Raw genomic sequence first — 26,104 nt, 5'->3', positions numbered from 1 at the left:
TTTCCGGGCCCTCAGCCCCAAAGCGCCGGATCCGCCGGGTGCATCCCCGACGCATCATAGAAGATCGGCGTGTCGCGATCCTCGCCCAGCAGCAGCGGGCCGTCGAGATCGACGATCTCGGCCCCCTGCGCGACAAGCCCCGCCGGGGCCATGCCCAGCGACGAGCCCATCATGCAGCCCACCATCACCCGATAGCCCGCCGCGCGCGCCGCGTCGCGCAGCGCCAGCGCCTCGGTCAGTCCGCCGGTCTTGTCGAGCTTGATGTTGATGAAATCATACTTGCCGGCCAGTGACGGCAGCGAGGCGCGATCATGGCAGCTTTCGTCGGCGCAGACCGGCAGCGGCCGGGCCGCGCCCAGCAGCGCCGCGTCGTCATCGGCGGGCAGCGGCTGTTCGACCATGGCGACGCCCAGCCGCAGCATGACCGGGGCCAGTGCGGCGTAGCTTTCGATGCTCCAGCCCTCGTTGGCGTCGACGATGATCGTCGCGTCGGGCGCGCCGGCGCGCACCGCCTCCAGCCGCGCCAGATCGCCCTCTCCGCCGAGCTTCACCTTCAGCAGCGGGCGATGCGCGTTCTCGGCGGCCTTGGCGCGCATGGTCGCGGGATCGGCGAGCGACAGGGTGAAGGCGGTGATCACCGGTTTCGGAGCGGGCGATCCGGCCAGTTCCCAGACCCGGCGGCCGCTGCGCTTGGCCTCCAGATCCCACAGCGCGCAGTCAAGCGCGTTGCGCGCCGCCCCGGCGGGCAGGCGGGCCTGCAGCGCCGCGCGGTCCATCCCGGCGGCAAGCTCCGGGGCCAGCGATTCGATTTCGGCGATCACCCCCTCGACGCTTTCGCCGTAGCGCGGATAGGGGGTGCATTCGCCCCGGCCGCGATGGGCGCCGTCGTCAAGCCGGACCGTCACCACCGCCTGCTCGGTGCGCGACCCGCGCGAAATGGTGAACGCCTCGCGCATGGCGAACACGTCGCGCCTGACGCTCAGACGTGCGCCGCCCGGGCCCGGGCCGGTCATCCCAGCGCATCCACCAGCCGCGCGGCGCCCTGCCGGAACGGGTCCACCGTGGGCAGGCCCATCTGCCTTTCCACGGCGGCGAGGTAATCCAGCGCCTCTTCTTCGGACAGCGCCGCGGTGTTGACCGAGATCCCCACCACCTTGCAATCCGGGTTCACCACCTGCGCCAGCCGCAGCGCCACGTCGCGCAGATCCTCCAGCGAGGGCGGCTGATAATCGGGCAGGCCGCGCATATGGGCGCGGGTCGGTTCGTGGCACAGCACCAGCGCGTCAGGCTGGCCGCCATGGATCAACGCCATGGTGACGCCGGAAAAAGAGGCATGGAACAGGCTGCCCTGCCCCTCGATCAGGTCCCAATGCCCGGGATCGTTGTCCGGGGTCAGCCATTCCACCGCCCCGGCCATGAAATCGGCGACCACTGCGTCAAGCGGGATGCCGTCGCCGGTGATCAGGATGCCGGTCTGCCCGGTGGCGCGGAACGTCGCGTTCATGTCGCGCGCGCGCATCTCGCGCTCCATGGCGATGCCGGTGTACATCTTGCCCACTGAACAATCGGTGCCCACGGCAAGACAGCGCTTGCCGCTGCGCCGCTTGCCGTTGGCGATGGGGAACTCGACCTCGGGCACGCGCACGTCGTGCAGCGCCCGGCCGGCGTGTTCGGCGGCCTCCACCAGCAGCGGTTCGTCGCGCAGCAGGTTGTGCAGGCCCGAGGCGACGTCCATGCCGGCGTTCAGCGCCTCCTTGAGCACCGCGATCCAGGCCGGCGAGATCATGCCGCCGCGATTGGCCACCCCGATCACCAGCGTGCGGGCGCCGGCGGCCACCGCCTCGTCGATGGTCATGTCGCGCAGACCCATGTCGGCGTTGCAGCCGGGCATGCGGAACTGGCCCACCGAGGCGTCGGGGCGCCAGTCGTGAATCCCCTGCGCCACCTTGGCGGCGAGGGCGTCGGGCGCATCGCCCAGAAACAGCAGATAGGGGTGTTCAAGCATGTCCGGCTCCTCGCGTTTTCCGGCGCGAATCCTGACGTTCGATTGGCGATTCCGTCAATGCCCCGCGCGCGCCGCAGGGACATTCGCAACCCCGTGCGAATTTTTCGAAGGATTTGCGGGCTGAATCGAAGATTCGCCCGTGTTTCATGGCGATGGCGCAATGAACCGCTAATTTTTCGCAGCCCAGCGGAAGGGTTGCGCGCCCCGAAGCGGTTTCAGGCGGCGACGCGATCCGGTCCGGCGGCGGCGGCGGCGGGGGCCGACCCGGGCCCGGCGTCGAGCCGCGCGACGGCCCGCAGGCTTTCGATGTCCATGAATTCCTCGGGCACGGCGCACAGCCGACGCCGCAGGCAGAACCGCCCGAAACCGGGCGCCGCCGTCAGCACCGCGAAGGGGATCGCCAGCACCAGCCCGGTCAGCGCCGGCGCCGCCCAGATCAGCGCCTGCGGGGCCGAAACCCAGATCGCCGCGCCCAGCGACAGCCCGAACACGGTCTGCATCCACAGCCCCCGGGCCGCCTCGGCCCAGCCCAGCGCGTAGGCGTCGCGATGCTGCGCGCCCCAGATCACCGAGCGCCCGAAACCCAGCCCGATCAGGAACAGCGTCACCCGGAACGCCACCACCGGCGCCAGCAGCATCGAAAACACGGTTTCGACCAGCGCCCCGGCGGCGAAGCGTCCGCGCCCGCCATAGCGCGCCGCGCCGCCGTCCTGCAGCGCGATGTCGATCCAGCCGGCGATCTTGGGAAACAGCGACACCGCGAACATGATCATGAACATCGCCAGCCCGAAGGCGAAATCGACATTGGCGAAATCCCGCTCCACCAGCTTCAGCGCGGCGGCGGAGATCATCAGCATCCAGGCCGGCGCCCCGAAATACATGGCGATGGCGGCGAACAGCTGAAAGCGGCTCATGGGCGGCAGGCCGCGAATCCCGAGCAGTCGGAAATACTGCATGTTGCCCTGACACCAGCGCAGGTCGCGGCGGGTGAAATCCAGCAGCGTCGGCGGGTTGTCTTCCCAGCTCGCGCCCTCGACGGGGATCACCCGCACCTCGTAGCCGGCGCGGCGCATCAGCGCCGCCTCGACCTGATCATGGCTGAGGATATGCCCCCCCAGCGGCGGCCTGCCCGGCAGCACCGGCAGGGCGCAGCGGGCGCGGAACGGGGCCACGCGCACCAGCGCGTTATGCCCCCAGAACGGCCCGCAATCGCCATGCCACCACGCGGCGCCCATGGTGAAGCTGCGCATGCCGTGGCGCATGCCGAACTGGAAGATGCGCGCGAAACCCGATCGCGCCGGCGTGCCCACCACCAGGCTCTGCAGAATGCCGAGCCGGGGATGCGCCTGCATCACCCGCGCCATGCGCAGGATCGCCTCGCCCGCCATGAGGCTGTCGCTGTCGAGCGGCAGGAACAGGTCGTACTCCCGCCCCCAGCGGCGCAGGAAATCGCGGATGTTGCCGGCCTTGAAGCCGTCATTGCGGGTGCGGCGGCGGTAGATCAGCCGCGGGCCGAGGCGGGCGCGCCAGCGTTCGATGGCGGCCTTCTCCTCGGCGGCGATCTGCGGGTCGGTGGTGTCCGAGAGCACGAAGAAATCGAACTTTTCGCCCTCGCCGGCGGCGTCGAGCGAACGGCGCACCTCGGCCAGCCGCCCCAACGCCCGGTCGGGGGCTTCGTTGCGCAGGGTCATCAGCACCGCGGTTTTCAGGCGCACCGGCGCGGCGGTTTGGTCCTGCAGATGCGGCGCGGCCGCGGCGGCGCCGTCGCGCCGCCCATGCAGCAGCCACAGCCCGATGACCGCGTTCCAGAACCCCATGACGGTCCAGGGCGCGCCGATCAGGAAACAGACGAAGATGATCACGTCGGCGACCGACCAGCCGCCGGTCCCGAACACCTGCGCCACCCCCCAGCCGATGGTCAGCAGCGTGACCCCGTTCAGCGCGGCGACGATCATGCGCCGCCGGGTCAGGTCCCGGCGGTCCTGCAACCCCGCCGGGGTAAGCGCGTCGCGGGTCTCGGCGGACAGGGAAACAAGCGCGGTGTCGGTCATGTGATGGCCTGCCGTCTGGACGCGGGCGCGCAGATTTCTAATCTGCATGCGACGCCGCCTGGAAAAAATCGAAGGATTCGCCCGACATGGACGCCGAGGCGCTTTGCTACGCCAAACCGCGACTGGCCGAACTGCGACCCATCGCGCTGCCGGGCGACCCCGGGGCGGGTGAGGTCGAAATCCGCGCCATCGCGTCCTGCCTGTCGCGGGGCACCGAACGGCTGGTGTTCGAGGGCCGCGTGCCGGAAAGCGAATACGCCCGCATGCGCGCGCCGATGCAGGGCGGGGATTTCCCCTTCCCGGTGCGCTACGGCTACGCGCTTGTCGGCGTCGTGGAGCATGGCCCCGCTTCCCTCCTTGGCCGGCGCGTGTTCGCGCTGCACCCTCACCAGACCCGCGCGCGGCTGCCCGCCGCCGCCTGTCTGCCCCTGCCCGACGCCCTGCCGTCCCGCCGCGCGACGCTCGCCGCCAACATGGAAACGGCGCTGAACGCGGTCTGGGACGCGGGGCTCGCCCCCGGCGACCGGGTGCTGGTGGTCGGCGCCGGGCTGATCGGCTGCCTCGTCGCCCGCCTCGCCGCCCGCATCCCCGGTTGCGAGGCGTTCCTGACAGACAAGATAGCGTCCCGCACCGACACGGCGGGTGAACTTCGCGTTACTCCTTGCAATGAAACCGATCTGCCCCGGGATTGCGACGTGGCCTTCAACTGCTCGGCCAGCGCGTCGGGGCTGCAGGCGGCGCTGGACAGCCTCGGGACCGAAGGGCGGCTGGTGGAGATGAGCTGGCATGGCGACCGCCCGGTCACCCTGTCGCTCGGCGGCGCCTTCCACGCCCGGCGCCTGAGCATCGCGTCCTCGCAGGTCGGGCGCGTGCCGCCCGCCCGCGCGCCGCGCTGGGACTGCCGGCGCAGGCTTGCCAAGGCGATCGAACTGCTGGATGACCCTGCCCTTGACGCGCTGATCGCGCCGCCGGTGGCGTTTGCCGACCTGCCCGCGCGCCTGCCCGACCTGCTGGCCCCGGACGCGCCGGGGATCGCCACCGTGATAGACTATCCCGCGCCCTGAAACCGGGGCGCCCAACGCCAACCGCAACGCCAACCGCAACGCCAAACGAACTGGGGCCGCCATGTACGCCGTCGAAGTCCGCGATCACATCATGATCGCCCATTCCCTCAAGGGCGAGGTTTTCGGACCCGCCCAGAACATGCACGGCGCCACCTATGTCGTCGATGTCGCGTTCTTTCGCGAAGACCTCGGCGCATTCGGCATCGTGGTGGACATGGGCCGCGCCCATGAGGCGCTGAAAGCGGCGCTCGAACCGCTGAATTTCGCCAATCTGGACGAGACCCTGCCCGGGCGCCTCACCACCACCGAATACCTGTGCAAGCATGTGTTTGACGCGCTGGCGGCGGCGGCGAAGGCCGGCGACCTCGGCCCGGGGTCGGAGGGCATCGAGAAGATCCGCGTCAAGCTGAACGAATCGCATGTGGCGCGGGCCTGGTACGAGGGCGCGGTGTGACCCCAGCCGCCCCGCTGGCCGATTTCGCCGTTCCCGGCGATCTGGCCGCGCCCACGGGCGGCTATGTCTATGACCGGCGGGTGATCGGGGCCGCGGACGGGGCGCTGCGGCATCTGCCCTTGCCCGACGGCTTTCCCCGCCCGGACGCCGCGACGCTGGCGCGCGCGCTTGGCGCGCTGCGCGCCGCGCCCGGCGCACTGCTGGTCGATGGGCTGGCGCTTGGCGCGCTGCCCGCCGATGCCCTGGCCGCCCTGCCCGGGCCGCTGATCGCGCTGTGCCATCATCCGCTGGGCATGGAGCCGGGGCTTGGCGCGGCGCAGGCCGCGCGGCTGATCGCGTCGGAATCCGCGGCGCTCGCCGCCTGCGCCCGGGTGATCGTCACCAGCCATGTCACCGCCGCCACCCTGCGCGACCGGCTGGGCGTGGCCCCCGAAAAGATCGCCGTGGCGCAACCGGGGCTCGACCCCGCCCCGCGCGCGGCGCTGGCGGGAAATCCGCCGCTGATCCTCGGGGTCGGGACGATCAGCCGCCGCAAGGGGTTTGATCTGCTGGTCACGGCGCTGGAGGCCCTGCGCGAGGCGCCGTGGCGCTGCGTCATCGCCGGGCCGCTGGATCGCGAACCCGAAACCGCGGCCCGGCTCATGCGCCAGATCGCCCGCGCCGGGTTGTCCGGGCGCATCGCCCTGCCCGGCGCGGTGGCCGCCGAAAAGCTCGATGCGCTGTATCTGGAGGCCGACATCTTCTGCCTGCCCTCGCGCTACGAGGGCTACGGCATGGTGCTGGCCGAGGCGATGATGCGCGGCCTGCCTGTCGTCGCCACCCGCGCCGGGGCGATCCCCGAGGTGGTGACGCCCGGCGCCGGACTGCTGGCCCCGCCCGACGACCCGGGCGCGTTGGCCGACCTGCTGGCGCTGCTGATCGGGTCGCCCCCGGCGCGGCGGCGGCTGGGCGACAGCGCCCGAAAACGCGCGGATGATCTGCCCGGCTGGGCGGACACGGCGCGCATCGTGCTCGACGCCGTCAGGGCGGCGTCATGAGCGGCTTTTCCAGCGACTGGCTGGCGTTGCGCGAACCCGCCGACCGCGCGGCGCGCGACGGCGGACTGCTGGCGCGGCTCGGCGAATGGGCGGCGGGGCGGGAAACGCTGCGGGTGGTTGATCTGGGCTGCGGAACCGGCGCCAGCCATCGCGCCCTCGCCGCGCGCCTCCCCGGGGCCGACTGGCTGCTGACCGATCACGACCCGGCCCTGCTGGCCGAGGCCGCCCGGCGCTGCGGCGCCCGGACCCTGCGCGCGGACCTGGCGCACGCGGCGGGGGCCACGGGGGCGGCGGGGGCGGCGGGGGCGGCGGGGGCGGCGCTGGCGGGCGCCGATCTGATCACCGCCTCGGCGCTGTTCGACCTGTGCTCGCCGGCATGGATCGAGGCGTTCGCCGCCGCGCTGCCCGAGGGGGCGGCGGTCTACGCGGCGCTGAATTACGACGGCGCCGAAACCTGGACCCCCGCGCATGCGGCGGAGCCCCGCGCGCTCGCCGCGTTCCACGCCCATCAGCGCGGCGACAAGGGGTTTGGATGCGCCGCCGGTCCAGAGGCGGCGACGCTGCTGGCCCGGGCCTTGCGCGCAGGCGGGCGCCGGGTGTTCACGGCGGCGTCGCCGTGGCGGCTGGGGGCCGGGCAGACGGCGCTGATCCGGGCGCTGGCCGACGGCGCGGCCGAGGCGGTGGCCGAGACCGGCGCCCTCGCCCCCGCCGACCTCGCCGACTGGCGCGCCGCGCGCCGCGCCGCCGCCGCCGTGACCATCGGCCATGTCGACATTCTGGCCCTGCCCGCCTGAACGCGCGCGCCCGACGGCATGCGAAATGAAGCGAAACCCTAGCGGGTCATGCGCTGCATCACCGCGTCGCGATTGACCAGCCAGTGCTTGAACGCCGCGGCGACATGGGCCAGCGCCAGAATGGCGATCAGCAGCCCCAGCGGCCCGTGCACGTCCTGCAGCAGGAATTCCGACACCGCGCGGTTCTTTTCCAGCGGCAGCCGGGCGTTGAACAGGAAGAACCACGGCGCCGGCGCCGGATACAGGCTGACGCCCAGCCAGCCGACGATCGGCGTGACCAGCAAAAGCAGATACAGAAATCCGTGCACCAGCCGCGACATCAGCCGTTCCAACAGCGCCAGCGGCGGGCGGTAATCCGGCGCGCCCAACGTGGCGCGCGCCACCACGCGCAGGATCATCAGCCCCAGAATCGTCAGCCCCACCGATTTGTGCAGGTCGTAGATCAGGTTGAACCCGCCCTTGCCCAGCGCCGAATCGACCATCTTGACCATGGCGGATTCATAGCCGGCGATGATCACGCCGACCGGGATCTGCGCGATCACCAGCAGGGCGATCAGCCAATGCAGGGTTTTCTGGCTCCAGTGATAGCTCATGGGCGTCAATCCCTTTCCCAGCTGCGGCGCATGTCGCAGGTGAACAGCACGTCGCCGTCATCGAACATGTGCACCTTGGTTTCCGGTCGCAGGGCCTCGTCGAGTTCGTGGATCGGCGACAGCCGGAACCCCGCCTTGCCCGATCCCAGAATCATCGGCGCCATGAGAATGTGCAGCAGATCCACCGCCCGCGCGTCGATGAAGCGCGCCAGCGTGTCGGCGCCGCCCTCGACCAGAATGCGCCGCATGCCGCGTTCCGCCAGCGCCGCGACGATCTCCACCGGGGCGAAGCAGCCGTCGCGCGCCTGAAGATGGACGGCGCGCGCCGGGGCGGGCGGGGTCAGGCCCGCGCGGGTCACGACCCAGACCGGCGCGGCGGCGTCATGCAGGCATCTGGCGTCCGGCTGCATGCGGCCGTTGGGGTCGATCACCACCCGCGCCGGATGCCGCCCGTCGACGCGGCGCACGGTCAGCTGCGGGTCGTCGGCGGCCACCGTGCCGATGCCGACGATCACCGCGTCCACATGGGCGCGCAGCCGGTGCAGGTGGTCCAGCGCGCTGGCGCCGTTGATGTATTTGGAGGCGCCGGTGACGGTGGCGATGCGCCCGTCCAGCGTCTGGCCAAGCTGGGCGACCACCACCGACCCGCCTGCCTCGGGGCAGGGCAGCAGCGGCATCAAGGCCTTGGAAGGAATGTATTTCATGCAATCCGCCCCATTTTGCGATACGCTCCGCGCGCGGCTGTCCGGCGGTCATCCGCGTCACCCGCCGGGCGACGGGTCTGAGCGCGTCGGGTCAATCTGTCATCAATGCGCGACAATATCATGGCCTCATTCCGCCGGGGTTCCAAGGGCGGCGGGGCGATGGCGAACGCCGCGCGCGCCGTCCGCCGTCGCCCCGGGTTTCGCGCGGCGCGGCGCTTTCGCAGCATGGGGCGCCCGCCATGGCTGCGACTTGAACCAGCCGACCAGATACGCGGTGGCGATCAGCGCCAGAATGCCGGTCCCGTTGACCAGCGCCCGGGTCCAGACGTCGCGCCCGATCATGTCAAGCCACCAGCCGTTGAACCGCCCCAGCAGCATCGACACCAGGAACACCGCCAGCGACTGCTGGCCGACCTTGCGGATCACCGGCACCAGCGCCACCCAGCCGACGCCGCCGATCCAGGCCCGCGCCCGCATGCCGATCAGCGACCAGAGCAGCGGGACCAGCGCGATCAGGTGGATGAACTGGAACAGCCCGATGCGCTGCTCGTCGACGAGGAAATCGAACCCCAGCACCGCCCGCGCCGCGTCGCCGTAGATCAGCACGATGCCGGCGTTCAGCAGCGGCGCGTATTCGGCGATCTGTTCGATATAGGCGTAAGGGACGGTCGCCAGCGCCACCGCGCCCGCCACCCACATCCCGCGCCGTGACAGCGGGCCGAGCCCGCCCCAGCCCCTGGCCAGCCGCACCCCGCCGGGCCCCACCGAGACCCAGGCCAGATACGCCACCGCCATGAAATGCAGGTAGCGCCACGCCCCGACCCAGCTTTTCCACCACAGGAAATCGGTGGCGGCGCGGGCGTCGGCGATCCAGCGCGTCACCGCCCAGTCATAGGGCAGGTAGATCCCCTGATGGATCTTGAACCAGGCGAAGGGCAGCGCCGTGACCACCACGACGATCGCGGCGATCACCAGCCCGCGGGTCACAGGCGGCGCCGGCAGCCAGCGCATGGCGAAGGCGAAGCCGGTGAAAAACACCAGTTGCCAGCCGAAGGGGTTGAAGAACCAGGTGACATCCGTGCGCCAGGGCCGCGAGGGCAGGTCGAGATAGCCGAACTGCGCCGCCAGCCACAACCCCAGCACCAGCGCCGCCGCCCCGGAGACCCCGCCGACGCGATGCGCCAGCATGATCAGCGGCACCATGGCGAGGATCACCAGATACATGGGCAGGATGTCGAAATAATTCGGCACCCAGCGCAGGGTCAGCAGGCCCAGCAGCGCCTCTCCGGTGTTGTCGAACAGCGGCACCACCGGCACCGTCGCCACGTAGCGCACGCCTTCCAGCCCCCAGCCGTTGCGGTCGATCAGGTAGAGAAAGGCGATGACCACGATCACCATGCCCACATGCGCCCAGTAGACCTGCCAGACCCGGTAGGCGATGCGCGCCGCGCCCAGGAACCAGCTGCGCTGCGCGAACACCGCGCCGAAGGCCATGGCCGAGGCCATGCCCGAGCAGAACACGAAGATCTCGGTGGCGTCGGAAAACCCGAACCGGGCCGGGATCCACAGGGTCCAGGTGTTGCCCGGCGTGTGGGCGATCAGGATGATGAACATCGCCAGCCCGCGAAAGAAATCCAGGCGCGGGTCGCGCGGGCGCCGCGCCGGCCCGTGCGCATGGCCATGCCCGTGGGTTTGCGCGTGGCCATGCGGATCGGTCGGCGCGTGGCCGGCCCCAATCCCGGCCCCAATCCCGTCCTCTGGGGAAAATGCGCTGCGTCGCGTCATGTCAGAACTCCGCTCCGATGCGCTAGTGGACCGCCGACCCGACGGCGAGGTTCAGGTCGCCCGCCCGCCGCGCGGCGATCGCCGCGCGGCGCCGGTCTTCGTAGCCGTCATGCGCGCCCCGGCGGCGCGCCCGGTCGGCGAGCGCCCGCTCCGCCGCGTCCAGCAGCCCGGCGCGCATGGCGGCCTCGACGCAAAGCCGTTCGAACACGTCGCGCTGCGCGTGGCTGCCGCCGATGCGGTTCAGCTCGGGCATGGCCGCCGCCAGCCCGGCATGGGCCTGCGCGTAATGTCCGGCGCGAAACGCCGCCAGCCCCCGCGCCGCGGGCGCCCCGGCGACGGCGCCGATCTCGTGCTGGTCATGGTCCATGTTCTGGGCGTCGGCGGCGATGCGCGCCGACAGGGCGTCCGCCTCCGCCTGCCGCCCGCCGCGCACCAGGCTGAGGATGTAATGCAGATCGGCGAAGATCAGCTGCCCGTCATCGACGCGATTGGCGCTGAGATCGGCCAGTTCCTCCCAGCGGTCGCCCACGTCCACGCCCTCGATCTCCAGCCGGGTGAGCAGCGCCGCGCCGTTGGAGATGTCGCGGTAATCGTCGGTCTTGTCGCATCTCACCCGGCGGTCATACAGATCCAGCGCCGGCGGGAAATCGCCGCGTTCGATGTGAAACAGCGCCAGATGCCACCACACGTGATAGCCGAAATTGCTGCAATGCGCCCAGCGCGCGGGATTGCCGGCCAGCAGCCCGATCCCGTCGCCCGGCCGCCCGGTCATGTCCATCACATGAGCGACGGCATGCAGGCCCCAGGCGTCGTTCTGCGCCAGCTCCAGCCCGGCGCGGCCGGATTTCTCGGCCTCGTCATAAAGGCCGTTTTCCTCGAGCGCGAAAGCGCGGCAGCCCATCACGTAGCCAAGATGCGGGTGATCCATCCCGAAGCCGGGCGCCGCGGCGGCGATGGAAACCCGCATGCCCCGGGCGTCGCCAAGCTGAAAGCGGATCGCCTGCGCCAGCTTCGTGGCCAGCGAATCGCCCGGCCAGCGCGCCGCGATCGCGTCCATCCGGTCCGCCGCCCGCCACATGCGCCCGGCGCGCAGCGTTTCCAGGGCTGCGACATATTCGCGTTCTCGCATGTCTGCGCCGCCCCCGGCGACCGCCTTGCGCGCCGCGTCCAGCGCCCGATCCGCCACCGGCAGCAATTCGCGCCGCGACAGCAGCAGATGCAACAATCCCTTCGCCGCATGCCCCAAAGCAAAGCCCGGCTCGGCCTCCAGCGTCGCGTCAAGATGATCGGGCGTTGACGCGCCATGGGCGAGGAACGCCGCGACCGTGTCGTTCCAGGCCTCCAGGGCTCCGGGATTGGTCATCGAAACCTGGTGTCCGACTGCGTCTGTAAGCATTGAGATTGTCCGTTGATTGCGTTCTAGTCAGCCATACAAGCTAAATCGGCCCTTGAGAGGCAGGCGTCCTGTCGCTTCACTCAGTTGTGAGAGCATGCGAGCGGATCTGCGCGCATTCTGCCTCCTGCGGAATCGGGGAACGAGCCCCCGACACGCCCGACCGCTCAGGCGGCCCCCGGCAGAAAGACTGATAGCACAATGACCAACGCCACGCTCGCGGAACCCAACCGCCGGGTTCTGATCGCCGCCGCCGCTGCGCTGACGCTGCTGGCGGCGCTTGGTTTCGCCCAGAAAGGCTGGCCCCAGGCCGGCGCCGCGCTGATCGGCGGCTTCGCCGGGTTCGCGCTGTATCACGCCAGCTTCGGCTTCACCGCCGGCTGGCGGCGCATGTCGCGCGAACGCCGCGGCGCCGGGCTGCGCGCGCAGATGCTGCTGATCGCGCTCACCATCATCGTGTCGTTTCCGCTGATGCAATGGGGGCGCGAGATCGGCCTGCCGGCGCGCGGCGTGATCCTGCCCATGGGGCTGGCCTCGGCCATCGGGGCCTTCATGTTCGGCGCCGGGATGCAGCTGGGCGGCAGCTGCGCCTCGGGCACCCTGTTCACCGTGGGCGGGGGATCGACGCGCATGGCGGTGACGCTGGCGTTTTTCGTCGCCGGATCGGTGCTGGCCACCTGGCACTGGGATTTCTGGGCGGCGCTGCCGCGCACCCGCGCCGGCACATCGCTGCTGAAGGAATTCGGGGCGCTGCCGGCGCTGGCGCTGATGCTCATGGCGCTGGGCGCGATCTGGGTCGCCTCGGCCTGGATCGAGCGGCGCGCGCACGGATCGCTGGAACCCGCGCGCCCCATGGGATCGGTCCTGCGCGGACCGTGGCCGCTCTGGGTCGGGGCGGCGGCGCTGGCGCTGGTGGGGATCGCCAATTTCCTGGTGCTCGGGCGGCCCTGGGGGGTCACCGCGGGCTTCGCGCTCTGGGGCGCCAAGATCGTCGATGCGCTGGGGGCCGACGTGGTCGACTGGACCTACTGGTCGGGCTGGCGCAAGAACCAGCTCGCCGCCTCGGTGTTCGCCAACGCCACCTCGGTGATGAATTTCGGCATCGTCGTCGGGGCTTTCGCCGCCGCCGGCTGGGCCGGAAAATTCGCCCCGGTCTTCAACCTGTCGGCCCGCGACCTGATCACCGCGATCATCGGCGGCCTGGCCATGGGCTACGGCGCGCGGCTCGCCTATGGCTGCAATATCGGCGCATTTCTGGGCGGGCTGGTCTCGGGCTCGCTGCATGGCTGGTGGTGGATGCTCTGGGGCTTTGCCGGGTCGATGCTGGGCACCTGGATGCGCGGGCGCATCGGCATGGACCCGCCGCTGAAACCCGCTCCGATCTGATCGCGATCTGGCCGCGATTTCACCCCGTCACCGCAACCCGATCACATGAGGACACCACCATGAAACATCTTCTCGCGGCGCTCGCCGCGCTGGCGCTGGCCGTCGCCGCCACGGCGCAGGCCGGATCCGTCGCCCCGCGCGACGGCTGGCGGGTGATTGACACCGACATTCCCCATGCGGCGCTGATCGACAAGCTGCGCGCCGCGGTGCGGGCCGAAAAGATGGGGCTCGTGACCATGGCCGGCCCCACCGGCATGGCCAGAAAGCGCGGCTTCGACATCCCCGGCAACCGGGTGATCGGCGTGTTCCGCAACGATTTCGCGGTGCGCGCGATCAATGCCAGCGTCGCGGCGATGATCGAGGCCCCGATCCGCTTTTACGTCACCGAGGACGAGGACGGTTCCGCCACCCTGTCATGGAAAACCCCGAGCTTCGTCTTCGCGCCCTACATGCGGGAAGGCGGCGACGAACTGCGCGACATCGCCGCCGAGCTTGATTCGATTTTCGAAGCCATCGGCGTCCGCGCCACCGGCGGCTGAGTTTCCCGCCGGGCCTCCGGCGAAACTGGAAGGTCGCGCCGGGCGCATCAAGCGCCCGGCGCGCCCGCGCCAAGCGACATCGCCGCCGGCGTCGCCTCCAGCCCCCCCCGCTCCCCAAAACCGGAAGTCAAAAACCGCCCAGCGGCACGCGAAGAATCTGAAAATCGCTGACCGTGGCGGCGCGCCCCGATCCCGGGGTCATGATCAGGTCCGCCCACAGCGCTTCGGGCGGCGCGCCGCGATAGCCGAGCGCCTGCAGATCGAACGCCGCCTCCACGTGATCCCCCTGCGGCGCGGCCTCGCGGCTGGACTGCGCCTCGCGCCCGTCGCAGCGCATGGACAGCCGCAGCCATAGCGGCCCGATCGCGCCGGCCACCCGCGCCCTGAGCCGGAGGAAATGCGCCGGCGTCAACGCCAGCGCCGCCGGGTCGGGCGCGAAGGACAGCGACACGTACTCGCCGCCGCCGTCGAGCCCCAGCCACAGCCCGTCCGCCACCGCCGCAACCGCGACGCCGCCGGACGGATCGTCATGAAACAGCGTCAGATCCGGGCCCAGCGTCGCGCCCGAGGGCAGCGCCCCGTTCGGCCCCCGCAGGTCGGGCGCCGCCGCCGCGCCCCGGTCCGCGAAAATCGCCGCCGCCGCCGCCGCCGGATCAGCGCGCGAGGGCGCCGGGCGCGGCGCGGCCTCCGGCGCGGATCTTCGCAGCGTCAACGGCATGGCGAACACGGGCGGATCCTCTTGATTCGACCGCCGGATCCTGCCCGATGAAAGCTGCGCAACGGTTAACCGGCTGTCGCGGCTGGCCACCGCAGCCCGGCCTTGATATTGGTCAGAAATCCGAACCAATCGTGAGCGTCATGCCGTTTCGCAGGATCGAGGCCGAAAAGATCTCCGCCGCCGTCACGCGCCAGATCGAGGCGCTGATCCTGCACGGCGTGCTGCGCCCCGGCGAACGCCTGCCCGCCGAACGCGAACTGGCGCAGCGGCTCGACGTGTCCCGCCCGACGCTGCGCGCAGCGCTCGCCGATCTGGAAACCCGCGGGCTGCTGACGGCGCGGCGCGGCGCGGGCGTGTTCGTGGCGGATGTGCTGGGCGAGGCCTTCGCGCCGCCGCTGGTGCGGCTTTTCGCCACCCATGACGCGGCGCTCTACGATTATCTGAGCTTCAGGCGCGACCTCGAAGGCCTTGCCGCCGCCCGCGCCGCCACCCAGTCCACCGACGCCGACCGCGCCGTCATCGAGGCGGTGTTCGCGCGCATGGAGGCCGCCCACGCCCGGCCCGGCCCCGAGGACGAGGCCCGCATCGACGCCGATTTCCACATGGCCATCGTCGAGGCGGCGCATAACGTGGTGATGCTGCACATGATGCGCTCGATGTTCGCGCTGCTCAGGCGCGGGGTGTTCTACAACCGGGAAACCCTGTTCGCGCTGGGCGCCACGCGCGAATCGCTGCTGGATCAGCACCGGGCCATTCGCGACGCGGTGATCGCGGGGCGCGCGGATGCGGCGCGCGCGGCCGTCGAGGCGCATCTGGACTACGTGGCCGCGCAGATGCGCGAAGTCGGGCGGCGCGGCGCGCTGGAACAGGTGGCGCGCCGCCGGCTCGCGCGCGAAACCGGGCCCCGCCGGACCTGACATGCGGAGCCGCCCCGCCAGACCGACCCCGATGCGGCGAAGCCGCGAGGGCCGCAGCGCAAAACCCTACTTGCGGCCGTAATAAAGCCCCACCACGTGTTCGGCCTCGGCGAAGAACAGCCAGCGCGCGCAGAGCACGCCGGTGACGTGGCTGATCACCGCCAGCAGGCCCATGGCGTGCTTGGCGGGCAGCCCGCCGATCAGCGCCAGCAGCACGATCGGCACGGCCCCGCCCAGCAGCAACGCCAGCATGCGCAGGGCCCGGGCGCGCCGCCGTCCGACCACGAAGATCATTTCCCGCGTCAGGTAGTTCGGCCCGGTATGGGGCGCCTCCAACAGCCGCGCCCGGCCCATGCCGCCAAGTCCGGTGGCGGTCTCCATGCTGGCGCCCGACCCCGCCAGGGCGCCGTCGCCGCGCCGCCAGGCCCAGACCTGCAGCCCCCAGAGCAGCGCCAGCAGCGCCGGCGCCGCCTGGCTCGCCCCCGCCAGAACCGCGCCGCCGGCCAGCGCGTAAAGCAGAAACAGCGCCGGCGTGGACCAGTGGCGCCAGCGCGGCACGCTGCGCATCTGCGCGTAGATCATCGCCGTGCAATGCACGGTGGCCAGCGCCAGCGCCGCCGCCAGCGCCCCGAGCCAGGGCAGGCGCAGATCCGCCCCCCCCCACAGCCCGCCGTAAAGCGCGAACACGGCCATGGTCGCCACCGCCGCCACGCCCTCGCGCGACAGCCAGGACGACCGCCACTGGCTGAACGCCCGCCAGGCCCGCATCGGCTGACCCAGGTGGAAGGTCGAGGCCGCCAGCCCGGCCCCGGCGATGACCAGCGCCAGCAGGCAATAGACGCTCGCGACCCAACCTGAAACGCCAGGCACGCCCAACCCTAGAAACGCCATCAGCCCGAAGCCGAGCCCCGACAGCGTCGTGAAAACGATGATCGACGGCGCCGGATGCATCAGCCCAGCCTTTCCAGCGCGCGGTCGAGCCAGCCCAGCGCGCCCGTCGCCTCCGGCGCGGCCAGATCGGCGAGGTTGAACGGCGCCTCGTCGCGGGGGCGCGGCGGCAGATACTTGTTCACCGGCCTGGTTTCCATTTCCGGCATCAGATCAAATCCGCCGCGCAGCGCGACCAGCTTGCTCACATCGCTGTCGGGATCGCCCAGATCGCCGAAATGCCGCGCCCCGGCGGGGCAGCTGCGCACGCAGGCCGGAATGCGATCCTCCTCGGCCAGGGTCTCGTTGTAGATGCGATCGACGCAGAGCGTGCATTTCTTCATCACCCCGGCCGCCGCGTCCATCTCGCGCGCGCCGTAGGGACAGGCCCAGGCGCACAGCCCGCAGCCCATGCAATGATCCTCGTTGACCAGCACGATGCCGTCCTCGACCCGCTTGTAGCTGGCCCCGGTGGGGCAGACGGTGACGCAGGGCGCGTCCTCGCAATGCAGGCAGGATTTGGGGAAATGCACCACCGTCGCGGCGCCGCTGTCGGGGGTCGTCTCGAAACTGTGCACCCGGTTCAGGAAGGTCCCCGAGGCGGTCCCCGCCGCATCCTGATCCGACAGCGGCGCGCCCTGCCCGCCGGTGTTCCATTCCTTGCAGGAGATCACGCAGGCATGACAGCCCACGCAGGTGTCGAGATCGATCACCAGCCCAAGCTTGCGGTTGCTCTTGCCGGGCAAACTGGTCATGCGCCCCCCCTCTCCGCGCCAAGGCGCGTCGCGGGCGTCAGACGCGACGCGAGGGCGGGCGGGTGGGGAGCGGCGTGGCTGGCGCCCGCGACGCGCCTCATGACCACGCCTCCCCATAGCGCCGCTCGCGCGGGCCGATCCCCACCGGCGAGACCTGCCGCCCCATGTCCGGCGCGCTCGCCGCGGCGCGCGGGGCCTTTTCCAGCCGCACCCGCAGGTCGAACCACGCCGCCTGCCCGGTGATGGGATCGGAATTCGACCAGCGCAGCCCGTCGCCGCGCTCGGGCAGCAATTCATCGATCAGATGGTTCAGCAGAAAGCCCTCGCTCGCCTCGGGCGCGTCCGGGCGCAGCGCCCAGGCTCCGCGCCGCTTGCCGATGGCGTTCCAGGTCCACACGGTTTTCGGGTTCAGCGCGTCCATGCGCGCCGCCGGCGCGTGGATGCGCCCGTGGCGCGAGGTCAGATACACCCAGTCGCCCTCACGCAAGCCATGGGCCGCCCACAGATCACCGGACACATACAGCGGATTGCGCCCGTGGATCTGGCGCAGCCAGGCGTTCTGCGACCCCCATGAATGATACATCGCCGCCGGGCGCTGGGTCAGCGCGTGCAGCGGGAACTCCTCGTCGGTCGGACTCTCGCCCTCGAACGGCGGATACCAGATCGGCAGCGGCGCGAAAGTCTCCAGTATCCGCGCCCGGTGGGTCTCGGGCGGCACATTCGCCCCATGCCCCTCCGCCGCCCGCTGAAAGCGGGCCAGCGGCTCCACATACAACTGGAACACATAGGGCTGGGGCGCGTCGAACAGCCCGATCTTCACCGCCCAGTCCTGATAGGCGGCGTTCCAGGGCTTGAAATACCGCGCCTCCTCGGGGATCTCGGCTTTCCAGAAGCCGCCATTGGCGATGTATGTCTCCAGTTGCTCCGGGTTGGGGGGGCCGCGCCCGTGATCCGCGCCGATCCCGCGCCAGCCCGCCAGCGGGCCGATGCCGGGGCGGCGTTCATGCCGCACCATGTAATCGGCGTAATCGGCATAGACCGCCGCGCCGGTCTCGTCGGTCATCCCCGGCAGGCCCAGCCGCACGCCCAGATCCAGCAGCGCGCTCTGGAACCCGCGCACGCCTTCATGGCCGGGGCGCTCGGGTTCGACCACCGGCCAGCGGATGGCGTCGGCGGCGGCGTCGGGCTCGCTGATCGGGCGATCCAGCATCGAAATGCAGTCATGGCGTTCGAGATAGGTGGTGTCAGGCAGCACCAGGTCCGCATAGGCCACCATTTCCGAGGAATAGGCGTCCGAATAGATGATCCGCGGGATCACGTAATCGCCGTTCGCGTCCTTGTCCTCCAGCATCTCCATCACCCGCCCGGTGTTCATGGAGGAATTCCACGACATGTTCGCCATATACATGAACAGGGTGTCGATCTTGTAGGGATCCCCGGCATGGGCGTTGGAGATCACCATATGCATCAGCCCGTGCGCGGACATGGGCGCATCCCATGTGAACGCCTTGTCGATGCGCTGCGCATTGCCCGCGCCGTCGATCAGCAGATCCTCGGGGCCGCGCGGAAATCCCAGATGCGGACCGCGCAGCGGCTGCCCGGGGCGCGAGGCGGCGCTTGGCGTCGGATGCGCCTCCACCGGCTTGGGATAGGGCGGCTTGAACCGATAGCCGCCGGGGCGTTCGACCGACCCGAGGATGATCTGCAGCAGATGCAGCGCCCGGCAGGTCTGAAAGCCGTTGGAATGCGCCGAGATCCCGCGCATGGCATGGAAGCTGACCGGGCGCCCGGTCATGGTCGCGTGGCGCTCGCCCTTCCAGTCGGTCCAGGGCTGGTGGATGGTGATTTCCTGCGCGAAGGCCACATGGGCCAGTTCGGCGGCGATGCGCCGGATGGTCGCCGCCGGGATGCCGCATCTTTCGGCCACCGCATCGGGCGCGTGGACCGGGTCGACATACTGTTCGGCCATCAGGTCGAACACCGGGCGGCAGATGCGGTCCCTGACCTCGAAGCGGCCTTTCAGCGCCGGCTTGCAGGGCGCGTCCCAGGGGTGCAGCGCCTCGGTCTCGCGATCCGCGACCATGGCGCGGCCTTCGTCGTCGCGCAGGAACAGCCCGTGATCCGGATCGCCCGGCGCGTCGATCACCAGCCAGGGCGCGTTGGTGTAGCGGATCAGGTAGTCCAGATCGACATTGCCCGAGCGCATCAGTTCATGCACCAGCGCCAGGATGAACAGCCCGTCGGTCCCCGGCGTCACCCCGAGCCATTCGTCGGCCACGGCGTTGTAGCCGCTGCGCACCGGGTTGACCGCCACCACCCGCGCGCCGCGCGCCTTCAGGCGGCCGAGTCCGGCCTTGATGGGGTTGCTGTCATGGTCTTCGGCCACCCCGAAGATCATGAAATACTTGGTGTGCTCCCAATCCGGCTGACCGAATTCCCAGAACGCGCCGCCCATGGTGTAGATCCCGGCCGCCGCCATGTTCACCGAACAGAACCCGCCATGGGCGGCGTAATTCGGGGTGCCGAACTGCTGCGCCCACCAACTGGTAAAGCTCTGCGACTGGTCGCGCCCGGTGAAAAACGCCAGTTTTTCCGGGTGAGTTTCGCGCAGCGGCTTCAGCCACCCGGCGGCGAGGTCGAGCGCCTCGTCCCAGCTGATTTCCTCGAACTGTCCCGACCCGCGCGGCCCGACCCGCTTGAGCGGCGCGTTCAGCCGGGCGGGCGAATAATGCTGCATGATCCCGGCCGAGCCCTTGGCGCAAAGCACGCCCCGGTTCACCGGATGATCGCGATTGCCCTCGATGTAGCGGATCTGCGGCCTGCCCGCCTTGTCGGCCTTCAGATGCACATCGATGCCGCAGCGGCAGGCGCACATGTAACAGGTCGTCTTGCGGATCTCGTCCGAGACCTTTCGCGACAGATCGAGCTTATGCGCGCGGTTTCCGCTCAAAGACGCCTCCCGCCGCGCCGATGCCGGCGCGGTCTTTCGCAATCGCGCCGTTTGCGGCGCATTTTTCACGCTGACGGCGGCGCGAGGCGCGCGCCGTCGCGAAATTGGTAGCGCGTCTGAACCCGGCGCGACAGGCCAGTTCGCAAATTATTTGGCGCCAGCGCGGGGGCGCCGCGATCAATGCGCGCCGTATAGCCGCCTGAGCAGCAGCGGCGACAGCGCCATGGGCAGCTGGTAGAGCGCCACGAACAACGTGAACACCGGGTCCGGCGGCAGCGCGGCAAGATAGATCGCCACGGATCGCGTGCCAAAGACCAACGCCGCCGCGCCGGTCTGCGCGCGCGGCGCCGGCAGCGGCGCCGCCAGCAGATGCGGGATCAGGATGATCGCGCAGCCCATGGCCAGAAACGCCAGCGACAGGCCGGGGCGGGCCAGCAGCATCGGCCCGACGCCGTCGAACAGCGGGATGATGAACACCGTCATCGCCAGCGCCACCAGCCCGTCGAACACCCGGGCGCGGCGATTGATCCGCGCCGCGCCCAGCGCGCGGCGCGCGATCATCGCGACGGCGACGCCGCCGAGGATCATCGCCGCGGTGCGCAGCGCCATCTCCTGCGCCGGGATCGGCGCCGCGGCGCCCAGCAGCAGGTGGATCAGCGCCGGGCCGATCAGCGGCATCAGCATCGAGGACACCACCGTGACCTCCAGCGTCAGCGCCGCGTCCAGCCCCATGATGAACGCGAACCCGGCCGCCGAGGCGATCGGCGGCGCCGCCAGCGCATAGACCGCCGCCGCCTCGAAGTCCGGCCCGAGATCGAGCGCGCGCATGACGCCCCAGCCGATCGGCGTCGCCCCGGCCAGCAGCGCCAGCGACAGGCCCAGCACCAGCGCCGCGCGGCGCGGGCGCGCCAGCCTCCGCGCCAGCGCCGGCAGGTCGAGCCGGGTCATGGACAGCGCGTAGACCATCACCACCAGCGGCGCCAGAAACGGGCGCAGCGCCGCCGCCAGCCCCGGCGCCGCCAGCGCCACCGCGCAGGACAGCGCCAGCGCGAAGCGCGCCCGCGCGCCCAGCCATTCCAGCCCCGCGACGATCATCGCCGCGCCGATGCGCAAGACGCCGCGCCGGCGGCGCGATCAGTCATGGCGGGCGATTTCGACCAGATTGCCGTCCGGGTCGCGCAGGTAGATCGACATGATCGGCCCGCGGGCGCCGGTGCGCGCGACCGGGCCCAGCTCCAGCGCCACGCCCACGGCCGCCAGATGCGCCGTCCAGTCGGCGAGCGGCGCCTCCGTCAGCAAGCAAAAATCCGCCGCCCCCGGGCGCGGCGCCCGCGCCTTGGGATCGAATTCGCGCCCCGCCTCGTGCAGGTTGATCTTCTGGGCGCCGAACCGCAGCGCCACGCGGGTCGATCCGTCGGCGGGATGAAAAACCTCCGCCTCCATGCCCAGACCCCGCTTGTAAAACGCCGCCGTGGCTTCGATCGAGGCGACGGTCAGCACGAAATGATCAAGGCCCGCCAGCGCCGGACTCCTGGGGTTGCTCATGGATCGCTCCGCATTGAGGCGACCGGTCGCGCGGCCCCCGATCCGGGCGGACCGAACGCGCAGCGCCAGACAAGGAAAACCTAGGCGGCGGATCCGTCGCCCATCACCTGCGCGCCCACCGGCAGGATCTTCACCGTCAGCCCGGCGCCCGGTCCCGCGCCGGGCTGCCAGTCATGCAGGCGGATCGCCGGCGGGCCTTCGGAATAGACCGGCCCGGCGGCCCGCGGCAGGGTCGGCGACAGCTGCACGGACACCGCCGGGCTGGCCGAGACCAGCATCCCGCGCCAATGGGCGTCGGCCTGGCAATGCACATGGCCGCAAAGGATGCGCAGCACCTCGTCGCGCCCGGTCAGCAGGTCGCCCAGCGCCTCGCCGCCGACAAAGGCCCAGCGGTCCATCATCTCCAGCCCCATGACGCAGGGCGGGTGGTGCATGGCGATCAGCGTCGGGCGGCCGTCGCCGATCTCCAGCGCCGCGCACAGCCAGTCGAGCCGCGCCGTGCAGAACCGCCCGCTCACCAGTCCCGGATCCATGGTGTCGAGCCCGAGCAGCCGCAGCGGCCCGGCGTATTCGGCGAAATGCAGGAACCCCGGATCGCGCCACGCCGCCCGCTGGTCGGGGAAGGCGGCGCGCATCTTGTCGCGATCGTCGTGATTGCCGGGGATCATGCGCAGCGGCGGGACCAGATCGGCGAGGATGCGCGCCGCATTGGCGTATTGGGCCGCGCCCTCCGGGCCGTCGCCGCCATCGACCAGATCGCCGGTCATCAGCACCAGATCGGGCCCCAGCGCGTTCAGCGCGGCCACCGTCGCCTCCAGCCGCGCCGCGCTGTCGAGCCAGCCTTTCCACAGCTCCCCCTCCGCGACCAGGTGGGAATCGGTGATCTGGGCGATTCGGAACATGCGGGACTCCGTGCAGATGGATTGGTGCGGGCCATTTCGTCATTCATGCATCTTAACCACGTGCTAGCATTGATTCGGTGCAAAGATTCGGTGCAATTGACCACAGGAGCCCCCAATGCGACTTGCCGCATCACGCCTGCCCGCCGCGATCCTGAGCGGCGCGCTGGCCGCCGGCCTCGGCCTCGCGACCCCGGCGCTGGCGAAATCCACGATCACCATCGGCCTGCAACAGGAACCCACGGTGCTCGACCCCACGGCGGACGCCACCGCCTCGATCGACGGGATGCTGACCCACAACGTCTACGAATCCCTGACCTCGGTCACCGAAAGCGGCGAGATCATCCCCGATCTGGCGGCAAGCTGGACGGTCTCCGACGACGGGCTGACCTACAGGTTCAGCCTCGCGCAAGGCGTGAAGTTCCATGACGGCACGGATTTCGACAGCGCCGACGTGAAGTTTTCCTATGACCGGGCCATGGCCGAGGACAGCGTCAATCCCTCCAAGGGCATCTTCAAGCCGATCGCCTCGGTGGCGGCGCCGGACGCGGCCACGGTGGTGATCACGCTTTCCAGACCCGACGCGTTCTTCCTGTTCAACATCGCCAAGGGCGACGCCTCGATCGTGGCCCCCGAAAGCGTCGAGACCAACAAGACCAACCCGGTGGGCACCGGCGCCTACAGGTTCGACAAATGGACCCGCGGATCGCAGCTGTCGCTGGTGAAGAACCCCGATCACCGCGACGCGTCGCCCGACGCGCCCCAAAAGATCCAGTTCCGCTTCATCGCCGACGCCGCGGCCTCGGTGGCGGCGCTGCTGGCGGGGGACATCGACGCCTTCCCCGGCATGCCGGCCCCGGAATCGCTGGCCCAGTTCAAGGCCGATCCGCGCTTTGACGTGGTGGTCGGCACCACCGAGGGCGAGGTGATCCTGGCGCTCAACAATTCCCGCCCGCCCTTCGACGACATCCGGGTGCGCCGCGCCATCAGCCACGCGCTGGACCGGCAGGCGATCATCGACGGCGCCTATTACGGCTACGGCACGCCGATCGGCAGCCTGTTCCCGCCGCATCACAAATCCTATGTCGACCTGACCGGCATGTATCCCCACGACCCGGCCAAGGCCAAGGCGCTGCTGGCCGAGGCCGGGCAGTCGGGCATGTCCATGACCCTGCGCCTGCCGCCGTTCCCCTACGCCAAGCGGTCCGGGGAGATCATCCAGCAGCAGCTGGCCGCCGTGGGCATCGACGCCAAGATCGAAAACGTGGAATGGGGATTCTGGATCAGCGAGGTCTACAAGAAGCAATCCTACGACGCCACGGTGATCGCCCACACCTCGCCCAACGACATGGGCAATTTCGCGCGCGGGCCGAAATATTTCTACGGCTTCGACAACGCCGAGTTCAACGACCTGTGGGCGCGCACCCGGGCGGAATCCGATCCGGTGAAGCTTGACGCGCTGCTCAAGCAGGATCAGCGCTTCATCGCCGAACAGGCGGTGCACGGATTCCTGTTCCAGCTGCCCAAGCTTGGCGTGTATCGCAAGGAGATGTCGGGCTACTGGGCCTCGTCGCCGGTGCTGTTCACGCCGCTCAAGGACCTGCGCTGGAACTGAGCGCGGCGCCGATCCGGCGGGGCGGGCGCAACGCCCGCCCCGCCGTCGCAATCCTCCTCAGGTGAATCGCGATCCCCATGCTTCGTTTTCTCGCCCGCCGTCTCGTCACGCTGTTCGCCACGCTGTTCGTGGTCTCGCTGGCGGTGTTCGCGGTGATGAATGTCCTGCCCGGCGATCCGTCGCTGGTGATCCTCGGCATGGAGTCCACCCCCGAGGCGCAGGCGGCGCTGCGCCTGCAGCTTGGCCTCGACGAGCCCATGTGGTCCCGCTACGGCGCGTGGATCCTCGGCGCGCTGAGCGGCGATTTCGGGACCAGCTACACCTATGACGTGCCGGTGTCCGAACTGATCGTCGAACGCCTGCCCGTGACCCTGCCGCTGGCGCTGGGGGCCACGGTGCTGACGGTGATCGCGGCGCTGTCGCTGGGGGTGTTCGCCGCCGCCAATCACGGCAAGCCGGGGGATTGGGCGGTGATGACGCTCAGCCAGCTCGGCATCGCGGTGCCCGCCTTCTGGCTGGCGATCCTGCTGGTGATGCTGTTCGCGGTGAAGCTGCGCTGGCTGCCGCCGGGCGGCTTCGCGGGATGGGACGACCCCGGCGCCGCGCTGATGTCGCTGATCCTGCCGACGGTGGCGCTGACCCTGGTGCAATCGGCGATCCTGGCGCGGGTGACGCGATCATCGGTGCTGGAGGTGCTGCGGCTCGACTACGCGCGCACGGCGCGGGCCAAGGGGCTGAGCGCCGGCGCCACCCTGCGCCGCCACGTGCTGCCCAACGCGCTGATCCCCATCGTCACCATCATCGGCATGCAGTTCGCCAACCTGATCACCGGCGCCATCGTCATCGAGAACGTGTTCTACCTGCCCGGGCTGGGGCGGCTGGTGTTCCAGTCGATCACCAATCGCGACCTGTTCACCGTGCAGGCGCTGGTGCTGTTCTTCGCGGTCGTCGTGGTGCTGGCGAATTTCGTGGTCGACGTGATCTACGCCTTCGCCGACCCGCGCCTGAGGGCGCGACGATGACCCCGCCGCCGCTTGCCCCGGGTCTTGCGCCGCTTCCCGGCGACGGCGCCGACGCGATCCCCGAGACCTTCGCCGCGCGGCACCCGGACCCGGATCCGCGCCTGCGGCGGATTTCCGGGCGGGTGAGCCTCGTGATCGGCGGGGGTCTGGTGGGGCTGGTGGCGCTGGCGGCGCTGGTCTCGGCGTTCTGGACCCCTCACGATCCGGCCTTCATCGACATCGCGAACCGCTTCGCGGGGCCGGGGGCGCGAAACTGGCTCGGCGCCGATCAGATGGGGCGGGATCTGTTCTCGCAGCTCATGGCCGGGGCGCAGAACTCGGTGCTGGTGGCGTTTCTGGCGGTGGGGCTGGGGGGCGGGATCGGCGTGGCGCTGGGGCTGAGCGCCAGCGCCCTCGGCGGCTGGATCGAGGAGGGCCTGATGCGGCTCGCGGATTTCGGCTTCGCCTTCCCGGCGCTGCTGTTCGCGATCATGCTGGCGACCATCTTCGGGCCGTCGCTGACCAACGCCATCCTCGCCATCGCCTTCATCAACGTGCCGATCTTCGCCCGGGTGACGCGGGGCGCCGCCAATCAGGTCTGGTCAACCGACTACGTGCTGGCGGCGAAGGTGTCCGGGCGCGGGCGGGTCCAGATCACCTTCGCCCATGTGCTGCCCAACATCGCGGCGGTGCTGGTGGTGCAGGCGACCATCGAATTCGCCATCGCCATTCTGGCCGAGGCGGCGCTGAGCTATCTGGGGCTCGGGGTGCAGCCGCCGATGCCGTCCTGGGGGCGGATGCTGGCCGACGCGCAGACGCTGATTTTCATGGAGCCGCAGCTGGCGGTGCTGCCCGGCCTGTGCATCGTCGCGGCGGTGCTGGGCTTCAACCTGCTCGGCGACGGGCTGCGCGACATCACCGACCCGCGGCTGCGGGGGAGCGGCGCGTAGCGGCCCGGCGGGCGACCCTCGC

At 70.5% G+C, this 26,104-nt stretch carries 24 protein-coding genes; 10 read left to right on the top strand and 14 right to left on the bottom strand.

The annotated features are described in order from the left end of the window. Window positions 1-11 precede the first annotated feature (11 nt). From dgcA to mdoH, 3 genes are all read right to left on the bottom strand, one after another. On the bottom strand, window positions 12-1,013 hold the full coding sequence (gene dgcA, locus AC1HC7_RS02870; RefSeq protein ID WP_479495441.1) for an N-acetyl-D-Glu racemase DgcA: 1,002 nt from the start codon (window positions 1,011-1,013) through the stop codon (window positions 12-14). Beyond that, a complete protein-coding gene (gene dgcN / locus AC1HC7_RS02865) occupies window positions 1,010-2,005 on the bottom strand; it encodes an N-acetyltransferase DgcN (RefSeq protein ID WP_479495440.1) in 996 nt (331 codons plus the stop codon). The genes dgcA and dgcN overlap by 4 nt, the downstream gene beginning before the upstream one ends. 215 nt (window positions 2,006-2,220) lie before the next feature. After that, complete coding sequence (mdoH, locus tag AC1HC7_RS02860) at window positions 2,221-4,056, bottom strand: glucans biosynthesis glucosyltransferase MdoH (RefSeq protein WP_479495439.1); 1,836 nt, start codon at window positions 4,054-4,056, stop codon at window positions 2,221-2,223. An 86-nt stretch (window positions 4,057-4,142) separates the two neighbouring features. On the opposite strand from mdoH, the gene AC1HC7_RS02855 reads away from it, so the two are divergent. From AC1HC7_RS02855 to AC1HC7_RS02840, 4 genes are all read left to right on the top strand, one after another. Then, window positions 4,143-5,120, top strand: coding sequence for a zinc-dependent alcohol dehydrogenase (locus AC1HC7_RS02855; protein ID WP_479495438.1), 978 nt, complete (start codon window positions 4,143-4,145; stop codon window positions 5,118-5,120). A gap of 61 nt (window positions 5,121-5,181) precedes the next feature. Next, the gene (locus AC1HC7_RS02850; RefSeq protein ID WP_479495437.1) at window positions 5,182-5,574 is read left to right on the top strand and encodes a 6-pyruvoyl trahydropterin synthase family protein; all 393 of its coding nucleotides are present in this window, start codon (window positions 5,182-5,184) and stop codon (window positions 5,572-5,574) included. Then, window positions 5,571-6,611, top strand: coding sequence for a glycosyltransferase family 4 protein (locus AC1HC7_RS02845; protein WP_479495436.1), 1,041 nt, complete (start codon window positions 5,571-5,573; stop codon window positions 6,609-6,611). Before AC1HC7_RS02850 ends, AC1HC7_RS02845 begins: the two co-directional genes overlap by 4 nt. Continuing rightward, window positions 6,608-7,405 carry a class I SAM-dependent methyltransferase gene (locus tag AC1HC7_RS02840; protein ID WP_479498621.1) on the top strand — a complete coding sequence of 266 codons (798 nt, stop codon included), beginning with the start codon at window positions 6,608-6,610 and terminating at the stop codon, window positions 7,403-7,405. Before AC1HC7_RS02845 ends, AC1HC7_RS02840 begins: the two co-directional genes overlap by 4 nt. Window positions 7,406-7,443: 38 nt before the next feature. Here the strand turns inward: AC1HC7_RS02840 and AC1HC7_RS02835 are convergent, their stop codons facing one another. From AC1HC7_RS02835 to AC1HC7_RS02820, 4 genes are all read right to left on the bottom strand, one after another. Further along, entirely contained in the window at window positions 7,444-7,998 is a 555-nt protein-coding gene (locus tag AC1HC7_RS02835; RefSeq protein ID WP_479495434.1) for a cytochrome b, read from the bottom strand. A 5-nt stretch (window positions 7,999-8,003) separates the two neighbouring features. After that, the gene (locus AC1HC7_RS02830) at window positions 8,004-8,702 is read right to left on the bottom strand and encodes a RibD family protein (RefSeq protein ID WP_479495433.1); all 699 of its coding nucleotides are present in this window, start codon (window positions 8,700-8,702) and stop codon (window positions 8,004-8,006) included. 126 nt (window positions 8,703-8,828) lie between these two features. After that, on the bottom strand, window positions 8,829-10,487 hold the full coding sequence (locus AC1HC7_RS02825; protein WP_479495432.1) for an OpgC family protein: 1,659 nt from the start codon (window positions 10,485-10,487) through the stop codon (window positions 8,829-8,831). A 22-nt stretch (window positions 10,488-10,509) separates the two neighbouring features. After that, complete coding sequence (locus AC1HC7_RS02820) at window positions 10,510-11,850, bottom strand: tetratricopeptide repeat protein (RefSeq protein WP_479495431.1); 1,341 nt, start codon at window positions 11,848-11,850, stop codon at window positions 10,510-10,512. Window positions 11,851-12,081: 231 nt separating this feature from the next. Here AC1HC7_RS02820 and AC1HC7_RS02815 point away from each other — a divergent pair, with 231 nt between their 5' ends. Both AC1HC7_RS02815 and AC1HC7_RS02810 read left to right on the top strand, forming a co-directional pair. Beyond that, window positions 12,082-13,266, top strand: coding sequence for a YeeE/YedE family protein (locus tag AC1HC7_RS02815; protein WP_479495430.1), 1,185 nt, complete (start codon window positions 12,082-12,084; stop codon window positions 13,264-13,266). A gap of 59 nt (window positions 13,267-13,325) precedes the next feature. Then, window positions 13,326-13,805 carry a DUF302 domain-containing protein gene (locus AC1HC7_RS02810; RefSeq protein WP_479498620.1) on the top strand — a complete coding sequence of 160 codons (480 nt, stop codon included), beginning with the start codon at window positions 13,326-13,328 and terminating at the stop codon, window positions 13,803-13,805. A gap of 127 nt (window positions 13,806-13,932) precedes the next feature. Here AC1HC7_RS02810 and AC1HC7_RS02805 read toward each other — a convergent pair whose 3' ends face one another. Beyond that, the gene (locus tag AC1HC7_RS02805; RefSeq protein WP_479498619.1) at window positions 13,933-14,532 is read right to left on the bottom strand and encodes a hypothetical protein; all 600 of its coding nucleotides are present in this window, start codon (window positions 14,530-14,532) and stop codon (window positions 13,933-13,935) included. 131 nt (window positions 14,533-14,663) lie between these two features. Between AC1HC7_RS02805 and AC1HC7_RS02800 the strand changes: the two genes are divergently transcribed. Beyond that, window positions 14,664-15,440 (top strand): FCD domain-containing protein, encoded by a 777-nt coding sequence (locus AC1HC7_RS02800; RefSeq protein WP_479495492.1) that lies wholly within the window; start codon window positions 14,664-14,666, stop codon window positions 15,438-15,440. Between the two features lie 66 nt (window positions 15,441-15,506). Here the strand turns inward: AC1HC7_RS02800 and AC1HC7_RS02795 are convergent, their stop codons facing one another. From AC1HC7_RS02795 to AC1HC7_RS02770, 6 genes are all read right to left on the bottom strand, one after another. Next, the gene (locus AC1HC7_RS02795) at window positions 15,507-16,391 is read right to left on the bottom strand and encodes a dimethyl sulfoxide reductase anchor subunit family protein (RefSeq protein ID WP_479495427.1); all 885 of its coding nucleotides are present in this window, start codon (window positions 16,389-16,391) and stop codon (window positions 15,507-15,509) included. Next, window positions 16,391-17,122 carry a 4Fe-4S dicluster domain-containing protein gene (locus tag AC1HC7_RS02790; protein WP_479495426.1) on the bottom strand — a complete coding sequence of 244 codons (732 nt, stop codon included), beginning with the start codon at window positions 17,120-17,122 and terminating at the stop codon, window positions 16,391-16,393. Before AC1HC7_RS02790 ends, AC1HC7_RS02795 begins: the two co-directional genes overlap by 1 nt. Window positions 17,123-17,219: 97 nt before the next feature. Beyond that, window positions 17,220-19,997 carry a molybdopterin oxidoreductase family protein gene (locus tag AC1HC7_RS02785; protein WP_479495491.1) on the bottom strand — a complete coding sequence of 926 codons (2,778 nt, stop codon included), beginning with the start codon at window positions 19,995-19,997 and terminating at the stop codon, window positions 17,220-17,222. A 252-nt stretch (window positions 19,998-20,249) separates the two neighbouring features. After that, window positions 20,250-21,185, bottom strand: a complete 936-nt coding sequence (locus AC1HC7_RS02780) for a hypothetical protein (RefSeq protein WP_479495425.1) — start codon at window positions 21,183-21,185, stop codon at window positions 20,250-20,252. Between the two features lie 21 nt (window positions 21,186-21,206). Next, window positions 21,207-21,617, bottom strand: a complete 411-nt coding sequence (locus AC1HC7_RS02775) for a VOC family protein (RefSeq protein WP_479495424.1) — start codon at window positions 21,615-21,617, stop codon at window positions 21,207-21,209. A gap of 80 nt (window positions 21,618-21,697) precedes the next feature. After that, window positions 21,698-22,519 (bottom strand): phosphodiesterase, encoded by an 822-nt coding sequence (locus tag AC1HC7_RS02770; RefSeq protein WP_479495423.1) that lies wholly within the window; start codon window positions 22,517-22,519, stop codon window positions 21,698-21,700. A 115-nt stretch (window positions 22,520-22,634) separates the two neighbouring features. Between AC1HC7_RS02770 and AC1HC7_RS02765 the strand changes: the two genes are divergently transcribed. The 3 genes from AC1HC7_RS02765 (at window position 22,635) to AC1HC7_RS02755 (ending at window position 26,082) form a co-directional block, all read left to right on the top strand. Continuing rightward, on the top strand, window positions 22,635-24,131 hold the full coding sequence (locus AC1HC7_RS02765) for an ABC transporter substrate-binding protein (protein WP_479495422.1): 1,497 nt from the start codon (window positions 22,635-22,637) through the stop codon (window positions 24,129-24,131). Between the two features lie 77 nt (window positions 24,132-24,208). Beyond that, window positions 24,209-25,153, top strand: coding sequence for an ABC transporter permease (locus AC1HC7_RS02760; protein WP_479495421.1), 945 nt, complete (start codon window positions 24,209-24,211; stop codon window positions 25,151-25,153). Beyond that, window positions 25,150-26,082 carry an ABC transporter permease gene (locus AC1HC7_RS02755; protein ID WP_479495420.1) on the top strand — a complete coding sequence of 311 codons (933 nt, stop codon included), beginning with the start codon at window positions 25,150-25,152 and terminating at the stop codon, window positions 26,080-26,082. Before AC1HC7_RS02760 ends, AC1HC7_RS02755 begins: the two co-directional genes overlap by 4 nt. Window positions 26,083-26,104: the final 22 nt, after the last annotated feature.

Source organism: Oceanicella sp., from assembly GCF_056449545.1.
Note: the sequence above shows the minus strand (reverse complement) of the source record. Positions and strands in the feature narration are given on the sequence as shown.